Source organism: Pseudopedobacter beijingensis (assembly GCF_042678145.1).
GTDB classification, from domain to species: Bacteria; Bacteroidota; Bacteroidia; order Sphingobacteriales; family Sphingobacteriaceae; genus Pseudopedobacter; species Pseudopedobacter beijingensis.
In genome coordinates this window covers 38,169-58,086 of sequence record NZ_JBHUDG010000043.1, presented here as the reverse complement: position 1 = coordinate 58,086, position 19,918 = coordinate 38,169, and the positions used below count along the sequence as shown (strand labels likewise).

15 protein-coding genes are annotated in these 19,918 nt (G+C 37.8%); 3 read left to right on the top strand and 12 right to left on the bottom strand.

Going from position 1 to position 19,918, the window contains the following annotated elements:
• Positions 1 to 186 precede the first annotated feature (186 nt).
• Together ACFSAH_RS15175 and ruvX are read right to left on the bottom strand one after the other, a co-directional pair.
• Positions 187 to 654 (bottom strand): hypothetical protein, encoded by a 468-nt coding sequence (locus ACFSAH_RS15175; protein ID WP_379663586.1) that lies wholly within the window; start codon positions 652 to 654, stop codon positions 187 to 189.
• A 339-nt stretch (positions 655 to 993) separates the two neighbouring features.
• Complete coding sequence (gene ruvX, locus ACFSAH_RS15170) at positions 994 to 1,410, bottom strand: Holliday junction resolvase RuvX (protein WP_379663585.1); 417 nt, start codon at positions 1,408 to 1,410, stop codon at positions 994 to 996.
• A 155-nt stretch (positions 1,411 to 1,565) separates the two neighbouring features.
• On the opposite strand from ruvX, the gene ACFSAH_RS15165 reads away from it, so the two are divergent.
• From ACFSAH_RS15165 to ACFSAH_RS15155, 3 genes are read left to right on the top strand one after another with little or no spacing between them, the layout of a single operon-like run.
• Positions 1,566 to 2,717, top strand: coding sequence for a DNA polymerase III subunit (locus ACFSAH_RS15165; protein WP_379663584.1), 1,152 nt, complete (start codon positions 1,566 to 1,568; stop codon positions 2,715 to 2,717).
• Between the two features lie 2 nt (positions 2,718 to 2,719).
• Positions 2,720 to 4,117 (top strand): PSP1 domain-containing protein, encoded by a 1,398-nt coding sequence (locus tag ACFSAH_RS15160; RefSeq protein ID WP_379663583.1) that lies wholly within the window; start codon positions 2,720 to 2,722, stop codon positions 4,115 to 4,117.
• Positions 4,114 to 4,584 (top strand): gliding motility lipoprotein GldH, encoded by a 471-nt coding sequence (locus tag ACFSAH_RS15155; RefSeq protein ID WP_379663582.1) that lies wholly within the window; start codon positions 4,114 to 4,116, stop codon positions 4,582 to 4,584. Before ACFSAH_RS15160 ends, ACFSAH_RS15155 begins: the two co-directional genes overlap by 4 nt.
• A gap of 525 nt (positions 4,585 to 5,109) precedes the next feature.
• On the opposite strand, the gene ACFSAH_RS15150 is transcribed toward ACFSAH_RS15155, so the two are convergent.
• From ACFSAH_RS15150 to ACFSAH_RS15105, 10 genes are all read right to left on the bottom strand, one after another.
• Positions 5,110 to 5,517: a lipocalin family protein gene (locus ACFSAH_RS15150; RefSeq protein ID WP_379663581.1), complete on the bottom strand. Its 408-nt coding sequence runs from the start codon at positions 5,515 to 5,517 to the stop codon at positions 5,110 to 5,112.
• A gap of 40 nt (positions 5,518 to 5,557) precedes the next feature.
• Positions 5,558 to 7,681, bottom strand: a complete 2,124-nt coding sequence (locus tag ACFSAH_RS15145; RefSeq protein WP_379663580.1) for a M12 family metallo-peptidase — start codon at positions 7,679 to 7,681, stop codon at positions 5,558 to 5,560.
• Between the two features lie 16 nt (positions 7,682 to 7,697).
• The gene (locus ACFSAH_RS15140; protein WP_379663579.1) at positions 7,698 to 8,108 is read right to left on the bottom strand and encodes a hypothetical protein; all 411 of its coding nucleotides are present in this window, start codon (positions 8,106 to 8,108) and stop codon (positions 7,698 to 7,700) included.
• 433 nt (positions 8,109 to 8,541) lie between these two features.
• Positions 8,542 to 10,686 (bottom strand): glycoside hydrolase family 97 protein, encoded by a 2,145-nt coding sequence (locus ACFSAH_RS15135; RefSeq protein WP_379663578.1) that lies wholly within the window; start codon positions 10,684 to 10,686, stop codon positions 8,542 to 8,544.
• A gap of 29 nt (positions 10,687 to 10,715) precedes the next feature.
• Positions 10,716 to 11,954: a glycoside hydrolase family 99 protein gene (locus ACFSAH_RS15130; RefSeq protein ID WP_379663577.1), complete on the bottom strand. Its 1,239-nt coding sequence runs from the start codon at positions 11,952 to 11,954 to the stop codon at positions 10,716 to 10,718.
• 22 nt (positions 11,955 to 11,976) lie between these two features.
• Entirely contained in the window at positions 11,977 to 13,491 is a 1,515-nt protein-coding gene (locus ACFSAH_RS15125) for a RagB/SusD family nutrient uptake outer membrane protein (RefSeq protein WP_379663576.1), read from the bottom strand.
• A gap of 20 nt (positions 13,492 to 13,511) precedes the next feature.
• Entirely contained in the window at positions 13,512 to 16,445 is a 2,934-nt protein-coding gene (locus ACFSAH_RS15120; RefSeq protein ID WP_379663575.1) for a SusC/RagA family TonB-linked outer membrane protein, read from the bottom strand.
• Between the two features lie 9 nt (positions 16,446 to 16,454).
• Complete coding sequence (locus ACFSAH_RS15115; protein WP_379663574.1) at positions 16,455 to 17,552, bottom strand: hypothetical protein; 1,098 nt, start codon at positions 17,550 to 17,552, stop codon at positions 16,455 to 16,457.
• 15 nt (positions 17,553 to 17,567) lie between these two features.
• On the bottom strand, positions 17,568 to 18,095 hold the full coding sequence (locus tag ACFSAH_RS15110) for a DUF5004 domain-containing protein (protein WP_379663573.1): 528 nt from the start codon (positions 18,093 to 18,095) through the stop codon (positions 17,568 to 17,570).
• A gap of 194 nt (positions 18,096 to 18,289) precedes the next feature.
• Positions 18,290 to 19,888: a DUF6377 domain-containing protein gene (locus ACFSAH_RS15105; RefSeq protein WP_379663572.1), complete on the bottom strand. Its 1,599-nt coding sequence runs from the start codon at positions 19,886 to 19,888 to the stop codon at positions 18,290 to 18,292.
• Positions 19,889 to 19,918: the final 30 nt, after the last annotated feature.

Below are 19,918 nucleotides of genomic sequence, written 5' to 3'. Positions count from 1 at the left end.
TGGTTTCCGGGAAGAATGATGTTAGATTTGCAGTAAACAAAATGGATCAATTACCGCCCTGCGGGGCGGTAATTGATCCAGTGACACAGTTTGTTTTACACTCCCGTTCCCTTCTTTAAATTAATAAACAATATGCTTATATTTATTCTGTACTTTATATAAATCCCAAAGACTTCGCAAAGAGGACTATGGCTTATAATTATTATACTCTTCAATATAAGGTGCTAATTTTACATCTGATCTTTTTACAATAATTGTATATCCTTCACCGTCACCATCAGTAATGAAAAATTCAATAGTGCTATTATCTACTATTTTAACATCACTAACTTTTAATCCACTGTCAAACAAACTTTCTGTTACATCAAACTTATTATCTTGGTAATTGTATTTACCAGTTATATAATTGGAAACAGATATATTGTTATTTTCTCTATATAATGTTATTTCATTAAAAGTTTTGTCTTCTAGAATTTCTAAATAAACTTCCCCAAAAGGATCTGTAGTTTCTCCTTCAGGGTTTATCACACCCTCCCATTTCCAAACACCAATAATTGCTGGTTTAGCTTTGTCATCTTTTTTACATGATGTTACAGAGAACCCCAGAGTGCACAAAGTCACAAATAGTAATAATAGTTTTTTTGTTTCTTTCATTTTTTCCGTTTTTTAAAATAAAGCGTCAAAGTTAAAAAAACTATACTTAAAATTACAGACAAACCATAATAATTAATTTCAAACAAACAAAAGGTTTAATTTAACCCACAAACAACGAGCAAGTTATAGAAACAATAAAGCTCTTTAACAGTCTTAAAATATTACAAAAACGAGGGAGGATACAGAATAGCAGCTAATCAGCTTTTTATATGGTTTATAAAGCACATAAGATATTCCTAAGACTTTTAAGTATTACAAGTTTAAAGCTACAGAACGGCACAAAACAATAACGGTTTGGTCTTGCCAGAATAACACTTTAATATATCCCGCTGTCAGAGATTAAAAGCTTATCTTCTCCATATAAGATTGCAAAATAATGGTAGCCGACACGGTGTCTACCAACCCTTTGTCCTGTCTTGCTTTTTTATTTACACCGCTTTGTAAAATAGCTGCAGAGGCCATTTTAGAGGTAAACCTCTCGTCCATCATTTTAATGGGTATATCCGGAAAATTCTTATTCAGTAAATTCACAAACCCTCTGACGTGTTGCGCAGACTGGGAGTCTGTGCCGTCCATTTGCTTAGGCTCTCCTACCACAAAGGTCCCTACAGATTCTGTGGACAGGTATTTCTTTAAAAATTCAAGTATGTCTTTGGGATGAATGGTGGTTAAACCATTAGCAATAATCTGCATTGGATCTGTAACGGCAATCCCCACACGTTTAGTTCCATAATCAAAAGCCATTATTCGAGCCATATTTTAAAGTATCAGGTTTTCTTATTAAGCCTCAGGAGGTGCTGATGTCGCAAAAATAAGATTTTATCAGCTGCTTTTAAGGGTGTCAATCAATTAATTGTAAATACTTGGTAACCGATACTTTCTACTTGCTACTTATTTATTATTTTGCAACGATGCAGTTTAAAGATATTGTAGGGCAACAAGCCGTTAAGGATCACTTAATTAAAATGGTGCAAGACCAGAGGATTAGTCATGCCCAATTGTTTTTAAGCCCTGAAGGATCAGGAAGTCTGGCAATGGCAGTAGCTTTTGCCCAATATATTTGCTGCGAAAACAAACAGGAAAATGATTCATGCGGTGTATGCAGTTCCTGCAATAAGTATCAGAAACTGATTCATCCGGATCTTCATTTCTCTTACCCCTTTTTTGCAAAAAGCTCTTCGGAGAATGCACTGACTTATATTGAAGACTGGCGTAAAGCGTTTTTACAGCATCCTTATTTAAGTTTGGACGAATGGCGCAATCATGTAGGGGCCGATAATAAACAGGCAAATATCAATATAGCAGAATGCCACAGTATTATACAGAAACTAAGTCTTAAACCTTTTGAGTCTGAATATAAAATACTGATTATGTGGCTTCCCGAATATCTTGACAAAGAGGGAAACGCTCTATTAAAAATTATTGAAGAACCGCCTCATAAAACCTTGTTCTTACTGGTCGCACAAAATCAGGATCAGATATTAAATACTATTTTATCGCGTACCCAAATTGTCAAGATTCCCAAACAGCGAAACGAGGATGTTGCCCGCTACCTGGTAGATAAACTACAGGTTAGTGAGGCAAAGGCAGAGCAGATTGCTTATCTGAGCAATGGGAACATTCAGCATGCTGTCAACTTTTCGCAAAGCGAAGAGAACGATTTTCACGAAACAATGGCCAATTGGCTAAGGTCTTGCTATAGCAATAAGGGGTCAATATTTATTGGTTTGGCAGAAGACGATTTGGCAAAGTTAGGTCGCGAAAACCAAAAAAACCTTTTAAGATACGGGATTAACCTGATGCGCGAGTGTATCTTGTTTTTAAGTGGCACACCGGGTTTAGTGCATTTACCTGAAAAAGAATTAGAATTTATTAGTAACTTTTCAAAAGTTTTAGATGTGGGCAAAGCAGAGGCTATAGCTAATGAATTTGAAAAAGCTCATTATCATATTGAAAGAAATGCCAATCCAAAAATATTATTTTTAGATTTATCTTTGAGTTTGGTAAAAATTATAAAGTTTAATACGCTCCCTGCAACAGGGACTCAACATATATTAACATAACTATGGGATGTGGAAGTTGTTCTTCGGGTGGATGTACACCCGCAGGCTGCAAAAGTAACGGTTCATGTATGACCGATGGCGGATGCAGCAAATTAGATGTTTACGACTGGCTTTCTGACATGGATACGCCGGCAAATTATAGACCTTTTCCTTTTATAGAAGTACGTTTCAAAGGTTCGAGAAAGGATTTTTACCGAAACGTTGATAACATATATTTAGAAGCCGGCGAACTGGTTGCTGTAGAAACAACCGGAGGCGGTTACGATATAGGTCATGTAACGCTAACCGGCGAGCTGGTTAGGATACAGATGAACCGTAAAAAGGTAACGGAGGAAAAAGCTCCCCTAAAAATATTCAGGAAAGCTTCTTCGCAGGATGTAGAGAAATGGAAAAGTGCCAAGGAAAGAGAATATGAGACCATGCATAAAGCAAGGACCATAGCTCTGGAATTAGGACTGGCAATGAAACTGAGTGATGTTGAATATCAGGGAGACAAAACAAAGGCTACTTTCTTTTATACGGCAGAGGGTCGTGTAGATTTTAGGGAATTGATTAAAAAACTAGCGGAGGCATTTAGGGTGAGAATTGAGATGCGCCAGATTGGAATGCGCCAGGAGGCTAGTCGCTTAGGTGGTATAGGTTCTTGTGGACGTGAACTGTGCTGTTCTACCTGGCTCACAGATTTTAAAACTGTTTCTACCGCAGCGGCCAGATACCAAAACCTATCTTTAAATACCTTAAAGCTTGCCGGACAATGTGGTAAACTGAAGTGCTGTCTCAACTACGAATTGGATAGCTACATGGATGCACTGAAATCTATTCCTGAAAGTGCTGATATTTTAAGGACTTCTAAAGGGGATGCCCGACTACAGAAAACCGACATTTTTAAAAGAGTAATGTGGTTTAGCTACATAGGGGAAGATAATACCTGGATTCCTTTACAGATTGACAGGGTAAAAGAAATACAGGCCATGAACAAACAGGGCCAGAAACCTGAAGAACTAAAGGATTTTGACTCTATTGATGAGGAAGTTATAATTGAGAAGTCTTTTGATTACGAGAACGTGGTTGGTCAGGACAGCCTCACTCGTTTAGATGAAAAGGCCAGGAAGAAAAAGAAAAAAAATAAGCCCGGCAACAATCCTGCTACTAGCAAAACTACCAAACCGACGAATACCGGACAGGCTAATCAGTCGGCTGGTAAGAGAAATCAATCTGCACCAAACAATCAACAGAGCAGAAACGCAAACCCTGAAAAGGAAAGAAAACAAAATGAGCATACTGCTCCTTCTGACGGTGCTAATACCGTAAATAAAGAACAAAACGGGGAACAAAGACCTAAGAAAAAGTTCAAAAAGAGAAAACCTAATAATAACAATAAAAAGCCTGATCAGCCATGAGAATGATCGTCAAATGCTTTTTAATTATACTAACGGCATTATCTGTAGCGTCATGTTCAGATAATGTCATTATTGACGAATACACAACCATTTCTAAAGACCACTGGTCTTATGATAAACCTATTAAAAATGTGGTGGATATTCAGGATGCAAGTATTCCTTACAACATCTACATAAACTTTAGGCATACAGAAGAATATAAGTACTCTAATATTTGGCTGCGTATATCACAAATTACTCCAAACCAGAAGAAAACTACTGCCAGAGAAGAGTTCCAATTGGCTTTACCTGACGGAAAATGGATTGGCAAAGGTTCTGGCAATCTGTACAGCTACAGGTTAATCTACAAAGAGGGTTTTAAATTTGATACTGCAGGCAAATATACTTTCATTATTGAGCAAAATATGCGAGACAACCCGTTAAAAGCGGTTACAGATGTTGGTTTAAGGGTTGAGCCGGCGAAGTAATTTTTTTCGCGTTATATCGAGGAGGAGTTACCTGTATCGAAAGCATTCGCATTAGCGTCAGGTTAAAATCCAAAATAACCGTTATCGTCCTGCTGAACTTCCCGCAACAAGTTCGGGAAGTTCGGAATGACTTAACTTGACACATATGCTATTCGGATATTAGCGTAGCACATCTCGAATAGCTTATATAGAGTCTATTAATTATTTTCACATAAAACTGTTATATATGATTATGCGACAATGCTTTAGCTTTAGGCTTTGTGCATTTTGCTTTTAGCCTTTATATAACATAAGAGAAATATTTTTATTGTTTTCATTATGAGCGGTTTATACCATTTTGACAAATAAAATAGTCTAATTTGTCTTTGAAATTTTTGCCTGCCGCACACATTTCGAGTGCCTCAATGTGACCCGTATGGAGTCAGGCTGAGGGACTCGAAGCCTGTGCAGGGGAGAGTTGAACTTTATTACATTTCGAACTACATCCTAAATCAAAATGGTATTACTCTTTTTTTATATTATTTTTTACTTAACCCTTGTAAAATAATAAATAGGCCCATCAAGAGGTGAATCGTCAATAGTTAAATTATTACCAGAAATGCTGCATATTGCTTCTGATCCATTATTTATCACAATAACATCAGTTTCTTTATATATGGAGCTTTTTTCCACCCTATAAGAATATTCTCCAGGTCTCTTACCCATATATTCTGAAATATCACCCGTAACGTAAACATTTAAAGTTCCATTTGCCCTGAATTGGTAAATGATATTGTTTTCCGAATAATAATATTCCTGAGGTTCATAAAAAACCGTTTTAACCTTTACAAGCGTCCATTTACCTACAATGCCTGTTGATGTTTTGTCTTTTTTGCATCCTGTTAATACAATTAGCAGTAAAACGGGCAAGATGAATAATTTTATTGTTTTCATAATGAGGAATTTAGTATATGTTTTTTTTAGAAATCTGATATTAATGTTCTATCAATATTTTTTGAATTTCCGGATTTGAATCCTTATTATAATAAATATGAAGAATATACAGCCCATTAGGTAAATCCAATACAGGTAAATTCATTTTATTCCCTTTAAACGTAACATCTTTACATAATTTATTATAGGAATTAAATAATTGTATTTTATACAATGCACCGTCATCATTTTTCCTGAAAGCGTTTGTAACAGTATCACCCTGTTCAGAATTTGTACTTGTAAATTCAATATTAAGAATATCCGATACAGGAACAGGGTAAATACTAAAAGGACTGCCTGAAGGTATTACAACAGGAAAATATTTTGCAGTAGCTCTTTCTCCACAATCGTTACTTGCCCAACAGAATATAGTATATACTCCTCCAGTCGGAACACGGATAATCACTTCTTTATTAGAATATGGAAATGTAGGGAATATACCAATATTTGCAGGAGAAGTATCCCACCGGTACGTAACTCCTACAGGAGGATTTGGTACCCATGCAATAACCTCTAACGTACCTATAGAAGAGTTCACATTAGGAACGTCAGGAAAACCTATCCATACATCATAAGTTGTTTCGTAAGTCTGACTGCCAAAAGATATAGTAGCTTTTATCCATGCTGCTCCAGCCGTATTTGGTTTAGCCCATATAGCAGCGATGGTATTATTCGATAAAGTATAAATAACCTGAAGATCGGCAGAACAGCTCCATGTAATGCTTACTCCCTGAGGTAGCGGCGTTATGGAATAATTTTGAAATTGGGTTGGGCACATCGCTCTAGGTCCCGTAATTGAAGGAGACAGTAAACAACCGGCATTAGCTACGCTATTTCTTATAACATTACCAGGCTGTGGGCCAAAACCTAAGTTAAAGTTTTTACCTACAGATGTTCGATGACAATAACTCATTATAGTTCCTCCACCAGATGGAATACCGGGAAGCGAGCAACTTCCTCGTTCAGTAGCTCCTGCGCATCCGTCTATCGCTGTATTATTCCCATTCCATACACAGGCATGAGTATGGTAAGATCCCAATAAATGACCAAACTCATGTGTAACTACATCAACAGACCAACTATAATTTGGTACGTTATAATAGTAATTATATATCTGAGCAACCGAAAGTTTGTATTTTGTCTGATTGGCACATAATCCATCAACAACAGCTATTCCTCCGTTAATATTTCTAAATGTTAATAACTGACCTAAATCTCCATTAATGTAATAAGTCCTATAATTTTGATATTGTGTTAATAAATTAGCTGTAGTTGAAGCGGTAAAAGGATCTTCCGAAGTCCACACATATATCTGAGACAAATTTGTCATTATATCCTCATTCAAATACAATATGGCTACCTGGTTAAAAATGCCGGAAATGAGTGTTTCTACAGCAGAAACACTGCCTAATGTAGTAAATATATCATATTCTGTCTCAAAATAGAACCTCACAACCTTTGAAGAAGAAGTAAGAGAAGATTTCATTTGCTTACGCAGCATATCTGCATCGTACGTATTCTTAACTCTGTCGTCGGGGGCTGTGCTACACTCAAACTCTGGCTTTTTGATTACATTTTTGTCATTATAAAGCAGGTGAAAACCAGTCTGCTTATCCAGTGCTATATTAAAATTTCCTTCGTCTGTAGCAATCAGCCCTAACACCTCATCTTTGCTTAAAGAGAATGCAACCAAACTATTGGGAATATTTTTAACCACACCACGATAATGTTTAATACTTCTATCGGCATTAGTTTCTTTACCATCACTTGTTGTTACTTTATAATCATAAAAGTTGGAGGGAACTAATTGCAAATCTAACTGTATTTCCTTATTTCCATACGGAACCGTTAATGTTATTGCAGAGTCTAAACTATTTTCGGGAGGTTGTGTATATTTTAATAAATAAACTTCATCAGTTTTTTTAAAATTAGACTGAAACTTTAAACTCATTTTTTGAGTTTGGTTTGTTTCTGCTTTTAAGAAAATATTCTGGATATTTTTAAATTTCTTACCAGAAATTTTAGAGTCTTCAACTTGTGTAAATAACAAATTTTTCTCTTGCGAGTGACAGTATAGCGAACAAACAAGAAAGAACAAAAACGAAATAAATTTTAACTGTTTCATAATCAATGTTTTTTATTCAAATTCTTATAAAATAATAAATAGGCCCATCAGATGTTGAATAACTAATAACCAGATTATTTCCTGACACATTGTATTCCCCGGGGGGAATAGTCGTATTATCACCAGAAATTACAATAACATCAGTTTTGGTATAATTTGTATGATAAGAATACTCCCCGGGTTTCTTACCCATATATTCCATAACATCACTCGTAACCTTCAAAATTCCATTTGCTCTGAACTGGTAAATGATATTGTTTTCAGAATAATTAAATTCTGTCGGAAAATCATAATCAGAGGGATAATAGCTTAATTTAACCTTTTCCAGTTTCCATTTACCTACAATGCCGGGTGTTTTATCTTTTTTACAGCCTGTCAGCGTAATTAGCAGTAAAACGGGTAAGATGAATAATTTTATTGTTTTCATAATATTGAATTTAGCAGGTGTTTTCTTAGAGCCTGTTTAAATTTCATTCGATAATTATTATAGCTGTTGAGATTGCTTCGTTCCCGAATCAAGTTCGGGACAGGCTGTTCCTCCTCGATGACAAAAATAGTGGTGTCACTGCGAGGTACGAAGCAGTCTCTATCGCTACTGTATTTTTTCATTCGTTAATTTTTAAACGGGCTCTTAACCTATTTCTTTGTTAATATTCTCTCATGCTGTTAGAGAGGTTAGCGCATCTCTAACTTTTAAATATAACTTCTGACATGCCCTGCAGAACATGTCAGAAACGCTTATTTTCAGCAAAATATTCCTTATAAAGGATACGTATTCAGACAGTTACCTGTTTCAAAAACATCAGAATTACATTGTTATCTTATTTCAACATCGTTTTTATTGAATTAGGATTTACGTTTTATTTATATTTCTTAATCTGGTTATCTTTTCCTTTTTCTAACGGTACGATGCTTATCGCTGCTCCGCCTCCCTGTGCGAGTTTTAGTTTGAAGATTGTTTTTGTGTCCACTTTAAAGCGTTCTATCTTATACGCTTCGGGATTATTTTTCCAATCTGCATTGTCTGCGTCTCTGTAGATGGTTGCAATATAATCTTTGCCTTTATCCATAAAATTTAATGGAATCTGAGCAATTCTTGCATGCTCATCGGTAATGGCACCAATAAACCAATTTTCTGTTCCTTTTGCTTTACGGGCAATAGTTACATAATCGCCGGGTTCTGCTTCTACAATTTTGGTATCGTCCCAATCTACCGCAACATCTTTAATAAAATTAAATGCATCGGGGTATAAAGCGTAGTTATCCACTTCATCGGCAACCATTTGCAGTGGGCTATAAATAGTAACATATAAAGCCAGTTGTTTAGCCAGGGTCGTATGAACCTGTCTTTGCGGATCGTTTTCTGCAAATCCCTTCAGCTTGAAAATTCCGGGTGTATAATCCATCGGTCCTCCCATCAATCGTGTAAACGGCAAAATGGTTTCGTGTTCAGGTAAATTACCTATACTAAAAGCATTGTATTCGTTGCCTCTTCCAGCTTCAATGGCCATCCAGTTTGGATAAGTCCTATGCACACCTGTTGGCCTTACAGACTCATGAGAATCTATTGTAATTTTATGTTTTGCTGCTTTCTGCAATACCCGTTCATAGTGCTTTACCATCCACTGTCCGTCGTGATATTCGCCACGAGGAATAATTTTTCCTACGTAGCCGGTCTTTACTGCCGGATATCCAAAACGGTTCATAAAGGTATAAGCAGTATCCAATTGTCTTTCATAGTTAGTTGCAGAGCCTGAGGTTTCGTGATGCATTATTAAACTTACGCCTCTGGTTTTCGCATAATCTGTGAGCTCTTTTACGTTAAAATCAGGATAAGGCGTAACAAAATCGAAAACATCTTCTTTCCAGTTACCAAACCAGTCTTCCCAGCCTACATTCCATCCTTCTACCAAAACGCCCCCTATTCCATTTGCGGCAGCAAAATCGATGTATTTCTTTACATTCTGATTATTTGCTCCGTGTTTTCCACTTGGTATCAGGTTTCCTTTCCCATCTTTGTCATCAGCACTTTTTGCATAGCTCCAGGTACTTTTTCCGGTCTGATATTCCCACCAAACGCCTACGAATTTCATTGGTTTTATCCAGGAAGGATCGGCTATTTTTGAAGGTTCGTTCAAATTCAGGATCATTTTAGATGCCAGTATATCTGTTGCTTTATCGCTGATGATAATTGTACGCCAGGGTGTTACACATGGTGCATGCAGATAAGCTTTGTTATTGAACGCATCGGGAATAAGTCTGGCTTGCAGCTTAAAATTTTGCTGATTGACATGCAATTGCAGTGCGGAATAATCCAGCAAGGCCGCCTCGTGGATATTAATATACAATCCGTCTTTAGATTTTAGCATCAGCGGGGTTTGTACTCCTGTTTTATCGCTTCCGGCCAGGGCAAACATCTCACTGGTAGCGGCTTTGGCTTTTAAAGCATCTATTTCGCTTAATAAAGTGGTATTATACCTAAATTCGTTAGCATCATAATCTGCCGGGATCCAGAATGTTTTATGATCTCCGGTCATGGAAAACTCGGAAAGCTCTTCTTCTACAATGAAGTATTTCAGGTTGGGCTGCTGTGGGAACTGGTATCTAAATGCAACGCCATCATCAAAGACTCTGAATATCACATTGAGCATTCTTTCTTCCTGATTTTTTTGCTTAAGCCTAAGGGTTAGTTCTTCATGATGATCGCGAATTACTTTTTGCTCTCCCCAGACTGGTTCCCAGATTTCATTGGTGCTTTTTCTTTCGGACGAAATCAGCTCGAAATTCTTATCAAAAGCAGCAAGATCTTTCAGTACAAAGCCCAGCTTTGATGACTTAATTACTACTTTATTTCCGAATGAAACTTCATAAAATAAACCTTCGGATTTATTTTCTACGGCAAGTATTATTTTCTGGTTTGGAGATTTTACCTCCAATTTCTGAGCGCATATAATGCCGGGATATAAGTATAGGAATATCCCTGCCAATATTTTTCTTATCGACATAACTGTATAAACTAATGTTAGGTTCTCTATTATTTTGTTGTTTCCAGCAAAGACCTGGCTTCGGAGAGTTTTAATGAAACGAAGTAGTAAAAAGCCTGATCTAAGTTCTTTTTCTTCTCGGTGTTTGCTTTATATTTTTTTCTTAGTTCGTACAATAATGAAACGGCTTTAAGGTCTTCTTCTTTAATATTCTGAACGCCCAGTTTATTCTGCAGAATTGTCAGAAAACCATATTGAAACTGTTGTGTAGGCTCAATCATCGTTCCTTCCCCATAATCGTTCCAGGTAACCAATTGCATATAAGGTGCATTACTCTGTAAAGCCAGATCAAGCGTTTGGGAAAATGTCTGTAAGCTAACATCTATCTTAAATGGATTGGTTCCCCATCCTCCCTCCTGATAAAAAGCATGAAACCCTGGGTAAGCTGATGATATTTTTATTCCGCTGTACGTCTTGCTATAAAATCCGTTTAAATCGTCCAGATGGTTCTTATACACCCAGGCAAATTCTCCCGAAGCATTCTTTCCGGCTTCGTTAGACTCGTTCCATAGGGTAAAGAAAGCGGGTTTGGTATTCAAAGGCGCAAAAACCTGTGTCCATTCGGATTCTGACTGGAATGTCTGCGGACCAAAAACCAGCAACAAAGGCTTTCCGTCTATTTTGATATAATTGGAGTTTTTGAAATACTTTGTTTCCATATATGTCATATCGCCCTGGGCAGCACCTATTTTATTTGTTATCACTTTATTATCGAATGCTATATTGATATTCTGATCTTCGTAAACAATGGCAAAATTTAGCCCCACTTTACCAATAAGTTCTATAAACTTTTCTGTATTCCTAACCAGTAATGGATAATCATACAATTTCGTAATTCCTGGCCAATCAATTACCACACCGTCTATTCCCGACAATTTCATGAGGAGCAATTGATATTCTATGATATCAGGATCTCCGGAAGCATAAGGCCCTGTTAACGGATAATAATGTGCTGCAATCTGGCGGATTCCGTTACCATCTGTTATATCTGGATTTTTATTGGCCATAGTCCAATGCTGTCCCCATTTCCCTGCCTGATCATTCGTTGTTTTATCTTCAAACCAGGGCATTAAATGTACGTATACCTTTTTATCGACAGTTTTATTGACCCGCTGTGGCTCGTAAACAGTTATCTCTTTACTCTTATCTGGCGGATTTGAATCTCCTCCCGACTTTTTGCAGGAGGAGAAGAGCGCACACAATAATATCACAATCCCTTTTAGTTTCATGGCGAATAATTTAATTTAAAAATTACCTCGGATATCCCGGATTTTGCGTGAGCTTACCATTCTTATTGATTTCTTGTTGAGGAATAGGGAATATTCCGGTATGCTTATCTGCCGCGTCAGCCGGTTTTTCCCACCATGCTCCAAAGAATGTCCCGAAACGGATATTGTCTGTACGGCGATGGTCTTCAAAGACGAATTCTCTTCTGAGCTCGCTATCAATAAAAGCTAAATCAATCGTCTCTGGTGTTGATAGTCCTGCTCTGGTACGAATCTGTTCTACAAATGGGCGTGCCCCAGCCGCATTATTTAATCGTACATTACACTCTGCCTGCATCATCAAAACTTCGGCATATCGCATCAGTACCATATCATAATCGCGCTCCCAGGCATCACCAGCCTTATCTTCATATTTCGCAAGCCTTGCTCCTTCATTCTGAAGTGCTTCGTTGACATTTGCTATTTCTTCTGTATAGATTAACGGATTTCCGGAAGCCGGCATAATAATGGTTGATCCGGTTCTTAAATCTATTTGAGGACCTATCAGCAATGATTTTCTTCTGATATCGTTTTCTTCAAATGCTGAATATAAACCTGGCTGTGCGGCAATTCCGTTACCGCACCATTGGTAATTTCCCGATGCGGAGAGTGCCCATTTTTGTTCATAATGATAGGTCATAGATGCCAGATAGTTTCCTATTGTTCCCATTTTGCTATCGTACGGAATGGCAAAAATAATTTCTGGCGAAGTCTGATTATTCTGTTTAAAGCTTGCAAAATAGTCTGTAGATAACTGCCCGGATATTCTGCTACAGACATCCAGACAATCTTGCCAACGGGCTTGCCCAATATAAACTTCTGAATTCAGGTACAACCTTGCCAAGAGTAAATTGGCCGCATCCTGCGTAAACCGCCCGTACGCTTTCTGGGGCAAATAGGCAATGTTCTGCAAAAGTTCATTTTCGACAAATTTATAAACATCTGCTCTGGGAGAAGTCCCCGGTGCCTGATTGACTACATAAGACGTGTCTATAGGCACATTTCCGTACATATCTAGCAGTTTATAATAATAATATGCTCTTAAAGCTTTAAGCTCTGCTTTTAAGGGTTTGCTGGCTTCTTCACTTAATCCGGACTGCTGTACCTGGTAAAGGATCGCATTTGTTGTTGCTATTCCTCCATAGCAATACTTCCACGGCGCCCATATCTTAGAGTTATTAGGTGTCCATGTATGTTTTTGCAGTTCCAGATAGACACCATCATCGTACCAGTCGCCTCCAACACGAGTAGGTATTACGCATTCGTCTGAAGATACCGAAGAAACAAAGAATACGAATTCTCCGGTCGGGTAGAAATTTACGCCATCAGAAGTACCGCCACGTAATGAAGAATAAGCTTTTCCTACAATGGTTTCTATTTCGGCCGGTGTTTTCCCATAATCGGCAGATCCTACCCTGTCATAAAGTGTTTCTGATAAATCTGTACAGGAGCTTAGCAATAAAGCACTAAGCGCAAGAGTTATAATTAATGTTGATTTCATGTTTAGTCCCATTTAATGTATTAAAACGATAGATTTAAACCGAAGGAGAAAGTTCTGGAACGCGGATAGTAGTAATTATCTCCGTCTTTTGCTTCTCCCACAGATTTGTCTATACCAGGGCTCTTTAATCCCGATATATTCACTTCCGGATCTATACCTGTATAATTGGTAATTACAAACAGGTTTTCTCCGGTGGCATACAATCTGATTCTGTGGAACCACGCATTTTTAACCGGCAGATTATATCCTAAAGTCAGGCTTTGCAATCTCAGGAAATTGCCTTTTTCTATCCAGTAATCAGAAAATATGGGTCCTTCGGTAATATATCCCTTATCCAGCCAGGAATCTAACACGTTATATCCCGGTAAACGCCCCGGATAGCTGATATTCAGCGCCTGCGCATTTAATATCTTTTGTCCAAACATGCCATTGGCTGCAACATTCAGATCGAAATCTTTATAAGCAAAATACATGGCAAATCCGGTGGTTAATTTAGGTTGTACATTACCTAAGTATTGATTGATTACTGCTCCTGTTTCATCTTTTTCGAACAGGAATTTCCCGTTTTCATCAAACCCCAAAAACTTAGGTCCCCAGAACGTTCCTACCGGATAGCCTTCTTTAATAATTTGTGTGTACACACCTGTCATCCCGGTTAGCCCATGCAGATTTCCTGAAGATATGGCGTCTGTCTGATAGATATCATTGGAAAGCTTATCTATTTTCTGCTTGTTATGTGCTAATACTAAATTGGCGTTCCATGTGAAATCGCTGGTTTTCATGATACTGGCTCCCAGTGTGAACTCGATTCCTTTATTGGTCAAATCACCCACATTGGCCAGCATTTTATCATATAAATATGGTGGTTGTGGAACATCATAAGTATATAGTAAATCGGATGTCTTTTTGATATAAGCATCAACAGTAAGGTTAAATCTATTGAAGATGCTTAAATCTACACCAACATTGGTTTGCGCTGTTGATTCCCATTTCAGATTAGGATTTGGGTTTTGCGTAATACTGTAAGATTGCTTCCATGAGTCTGTAGCCTGGTCGTAATATGCACCGCCTCCGGTTCCCATTAATGATAAGGATTTATATTCGCCTATGCCATCCTGATTACCTGTAATACCATAACCTATTCTCAGCTTCAGATTGTTTAACCAATCTTTGCTATTTGCCAGAAACGATTCTTCAGAAATTCTCCATGCTGCAGAAACCGCTGGAAATAAGCCCCATTTATGGTTATCTCCAAAACGCGAAGATCCGTCCCTTCTCAATGTACCAGTTAGCATGTACTTGTCTTTCAAAACATAGTTCACTCTTCCGAAGAAAGAGATCAGCTTAGCTTCTCCTTTGTAAGAATAGACATCTCCCATACGGAAATCGCTTCCCGCAGCCAGATTATTGTATCCGAACAAATCAGAGTCGAAACCTCTTCTTTCTGCACCATAACCTTCGTAAGTGTTAATCAGGTAAGAATAACCTCCGGTAACGTTGAAACGATGGATGTTATCGAATACCTTATCATAGGTTAAATACGCTTCTACCTGAGAGTTGGTATAATCTCCGGTGCTTCTTCTTGCGTAGCCTTTATCTGTTTGTCCATTAAAGGAATAAGATGGCCAGAAAAATCGTCCCTGTTGCGAATTGTATTCGTAGGAAGTATTCACTACTCCTTTTAACCCTTCTATAATATCGATTTCTGCTTTTGCAAAGCCCAATAATCTTTTTCTGGTTTGGTCATCCTGTCTGTTCATCAATACTTCTACAGGATTGTTGCTGTTTGTTCCGCCTATTTGTGTGTAAGCTCCGTTTTGCATAACCGGAAGTGTCGGATTCAGATTATAAGCTCTTTCATAAATTCCAATGTCTACCGGATTGTAATTATCCCGGTTTGCAAAAACACTGGCTTCCAGTTTTAAACGATTATTCAAGGCTTTTTGGTGAGCAGATAGATTTCCGGATAAACGGTTCAATGCACTTGTCTTGATAACCCCTTCTGAATTCAGGTAGCTGATAGACGCTCTATAACCTCCTTCTTTTCCTCCGTTGGTAAAAGAGATGTTGTGTGAGTTTGAAACAGCTGTTCTTTGCAATTCTTCCTGCCAGTTGGTGTCAGCACCATAATCTATTGCTCCCGAAATATTATTTTCCCTCACATAAGCTCTCCACTGGTTTGCAGATAACAGGTCTAAATTCTTTGCGACGTTACCAACAGCAACATAGCCGTTGTAATTCATAGATTTTCCTGCATTTTCTCTATTGGTCGTTACGATTATTACTCCGTTTGCTCCTCTGGATCCGTAAATAGCCGCAGCTGATGCGTCTTTCAGCACATCTATAGAAAGGATTTCATTGGGTTGAACCGTATTCATGTCTACTCCCGGGATTCCGTCTACTACAATTAACGGGCTGTTGCTTGCCGAAAGCGAGGTTCCTCCACGAAGTCTTAGCGAAGATCCCTGAGTTGGATCGCCACTAGGCTGAACTACGGTTAAACCGGCAACTTTTCCCTGCAATAACTGTTCTGCAGATGTAATTACTCCCTGTCGTAAATCTTTTGCTGAAACAGAGGAGATTGCTCCTGTAAGGTCAGACTTACGCATGGTTCCGTAACCTACATCTACTACCTGAACGGCTTCCAGCATTACCGCATTTTCTTCTAATACGACATTCATTATTGCCTTTGCCGGCAATTGAATGGTATTGTAACCGATATACGAAAATGTAAGCAGTTCGCCTTCTGTGGCTGTAAGCGTAAACTTACCTTCTACATTGGTTTGAGTACCTCTGCCCGACTTTCCGCCAATACCAACACCAATTAAAGGCAACTTTTCTTTGTCGGTTACCGTTCCTGTAACGGTAATTGAACTTTGTGCATATCCTTCGCCAATAGCTCCTATCAGCGTGATAAGTATCAGAATATATTTAGATAAATTCTTGAGATTCATAATTGATAATTATTTAGCAGGCTTGTCTATGTTTGCTAATGAGATATCGCCATCGTGTATTGTTGTCCCGTTCTGATCTTTTATCAATACATGCAGTTTATCTATTTGCATCCCTTTAAACTCTTTGGCCAGATTGATAAATACCCTTTGTCTGGCCATGGTTCCTTCCATTTCGCCAGAGAGCGTTTTTGCCCCTCCGGTAATGGTATAATCTAATCTCTGACCACGATTGTTATTTTCTCTTGTAATGGTCCATATGTCGCTAAGACTAACTTTTAATGGGAAAAAATAGAGTTTTGCCGGTGGCGGTTCCGGAACACCGGGAGCCAGGATCTTGAAATCCGGTGAAGCTCCTGCCCAATCTGGCGAAGCATCATTTCCGTTATATTTGGCCACAACAAAGACAATATTCTGCATGTCGTAATCTTCGCTTACACCGAAATAAGTTTGTGGTACTAAATCTTTTTTATAAATACCGTTGCCTAAATGTTTAAAGGCTGTTTTTGTTCTTATTTCGGGCAGCCAGGCATCAAATCCCTTCACTTTGTCCCAATCGTTTAAACCGCCATGCATATGTACGGTTGAAGACACCGGATTAAAACCTTCTACCAGATTAGAGTTGAAAAGAATACTTAATGTTCCTCCTATCTGAAAATCTGATGGGGCAAAATCCATAACCTTTCCGCTTTCGGTAAAATTCTTAATGAAATCGGTTTTTGGAATGGATAGCGTTCCGGTCAGTTTTGTGGCATCTAAATCTCTTATCAGAAAATAAAAAGGTTCTTTATTATCAAATAACTGCTGAATGGTCATATTAAAGAAGGTAGTCGGAGTCATGGTTATAGCCCATATTCTATCTCCTTTATATTGCAACGGAACGGGAGCGCCTGTTGGATTTGTGGGTGCCCAGATCCACATGTATAATGCCTCACCATCACCTACCTGACTGGCACTTGCAAAATCAAAATACCAGGTAACTTCTTCGTCCATTGCGTATACGGCGGGAACTGTCCACACTTTATCTGGATCTGTAATTGTTGTTGCCGCCTTTAGAGTGCCTGCCGAGAAAAGCAGACATCCTAACATGATGTATAAAAATTTCTTCATGGTTCTTTTGGTTTTCTATTGAACATTGGTCAATTTATAGCTGTATGAAACGAAGGCCACTCCTCCCGACTTACGCGTTAGTTTTAGCTCCATTTCTGTTTTTGCTCCGGGAACAGACACTACACTCAGCTGAGCCTGTAAATCGGTCTTCGCCTGATCTGAATACAGATTGATAACCGGAGCAGTCCCGTTTGCGGCAGGAAAAGAAGTGCTTAAATCCCAGTAACCTGAATTAGGGAATAATTCTGGCGCATCCCCACTTACAGAATAAACAGTGGGACTGTTTTTCTCATCTACCTGCAAAGACAATGTTAAGTTCTCGAATCCAAACTGGCTAAAGAGACTAATTTCATCTGGAGATATTCCGGCAACCTTTGCTGTTTCGTCTACCTGAGAGATATCGTTTAATTTCCACTCGCCTTTTACTTTTTCGTAAAGTGTTATAGGATCTACATAAGAACCATCATCTGGCTTTTTACATCCAAATTGTAAAAAGAATAAAGAAACCAGACACAAAAGAAGCAATGCTCTAATTGTTTTCATGATTTTAGGTTAATTAAAAAATTGGTTTAAACCCGGTTTATTCCGAGACATGACAAAGAAAGCTTGTATTAAAAGGGAAAGCAATATTTTTTAGTGAAATATAGAAAATATTAAAGCAAACAAACAATTAAATCACTGAAAAACAACAAATTATGCAAAACAAGGCGCTTTAAAAATATTAACTAAATATGGAGTTAAACGCCTCTGATTTTCATCAAATAGTCATCAAATTTGTCGTTAGGGACAATAGATTTGTTCTTTACACGATTTTTATAAGCATAAATTGTATTTACAGAATAGTCCAGAATATGGGCTATTTTATCGTTATCCGTAATTCCCATTCTGGTAAGGGCAAAAATCCTCAATTCTGTATTTAACTCCTGATTTGAAGAGAGAATAAACTGATCTTCTTCCTTAAAAAGCTTGTTTACTTCGTCTACAAAGTTTGGGAATAGTTGCAAAAAGGTTTTGTCAAACCTCAGGTAAAGGTTTTCACGCTCTTTATGCAGGTTTATTTTGTCTATAGCAATCTTGATATCATCGTAATTCTTTTTTTCCAGCTTGCTGGCAATGCTTTTCTTTAGCAAGGCCAGTTTATCCAGGTATTCGGAATTGATATTAAAGTAATAGCCTATATATTCTTCTTTAATCTTATCGGCTTCATTAAGCTTTACGATGGTCTGCTTTAAAGATTCGTTTGCTTTTGTGATCACTCTATCTGCTTTGCGCAGTTTAATTAATTGTCTGTATATAATGATAGCAAATGCAATAATAGTAAGCGAAAGTACCGCAAGGGCTAAAACAAACCGGGTTAATACTCTGCGCTGTTCTTCTACTGAATTGACTTTTACTCCTGAGATTACTTTTAACAATGCGCTTACCTGCACTTTTCTTTGCCTGGCACCATAAAAATTAGCGTCATCCATGGCTGCGTTAATAAAGGTATAGGCATTTTTAACGTCGTTTTTCTGATACAGGATTTGCGCAAGGTTAACCATAGCCGCGGCTTCTTTTGTAGAAGCTTTTATGTCTGCAGTAGCAGCTTTTGCTAATAAATAAATAGCTCTTTGAGTATTGTTCTGCTGGATATAGATATCACTTAACGTGGATGCTATAACGGCATAGTCGCTATAAGATAAATCTTCTTCGGAAAGCAACTTGTTTAAAATATCGGACGCCAGAGTAATATTTCCCAATTTGAGGTTCTTGAGCCCCTGGAAATACCGATACCTATAAAAATTCTCGTTGCATAAATAACCCGCTGAATCTATATATAACCCTGCTTTTTCCACATATCGCGGAGAGAAATACTGGTCTTTATCATAATCTGCCAAGTCATAATAACTTCTGGCTGTTAGGAAATAGTATTCTGCCCGCATGCTGTCTGTCAGAGAATTTGCATTCACAGATTTTAAAGCATCAAAGGTTTCTTTGAACATTCCAGAAGACAATAATATAAAACCTTTCTTCATTTTTGAATAGGCTATTTTCACAGAGTCTTTCTGAAGAGCTGCTACTTCTTCCAGTTTATTGGAAAATTCAAAAGCTTTATTGAAATCGAATGTTTTATATTCTTCGTAAAGGGCCAGGTAGGTAGTGTATTTTTTTTCGAGATCGCCTTCCTTTAGTTGTTGCAGGTTATTTTCAAGCTTGTCTATACGTTTTCTTTTTTCCTGATCGAATTTATCTTTCTGCTTTATAAAGGAATCTAATTCAACCAAAGTGGTGTCTTGAGCATTTGCTGCAATGCAAAAGGAGAGAAAAACGGAAATAAAGAAACTATTGAGGCACATTTCGGCTATTGGTCTATTTGTACGCTAAAC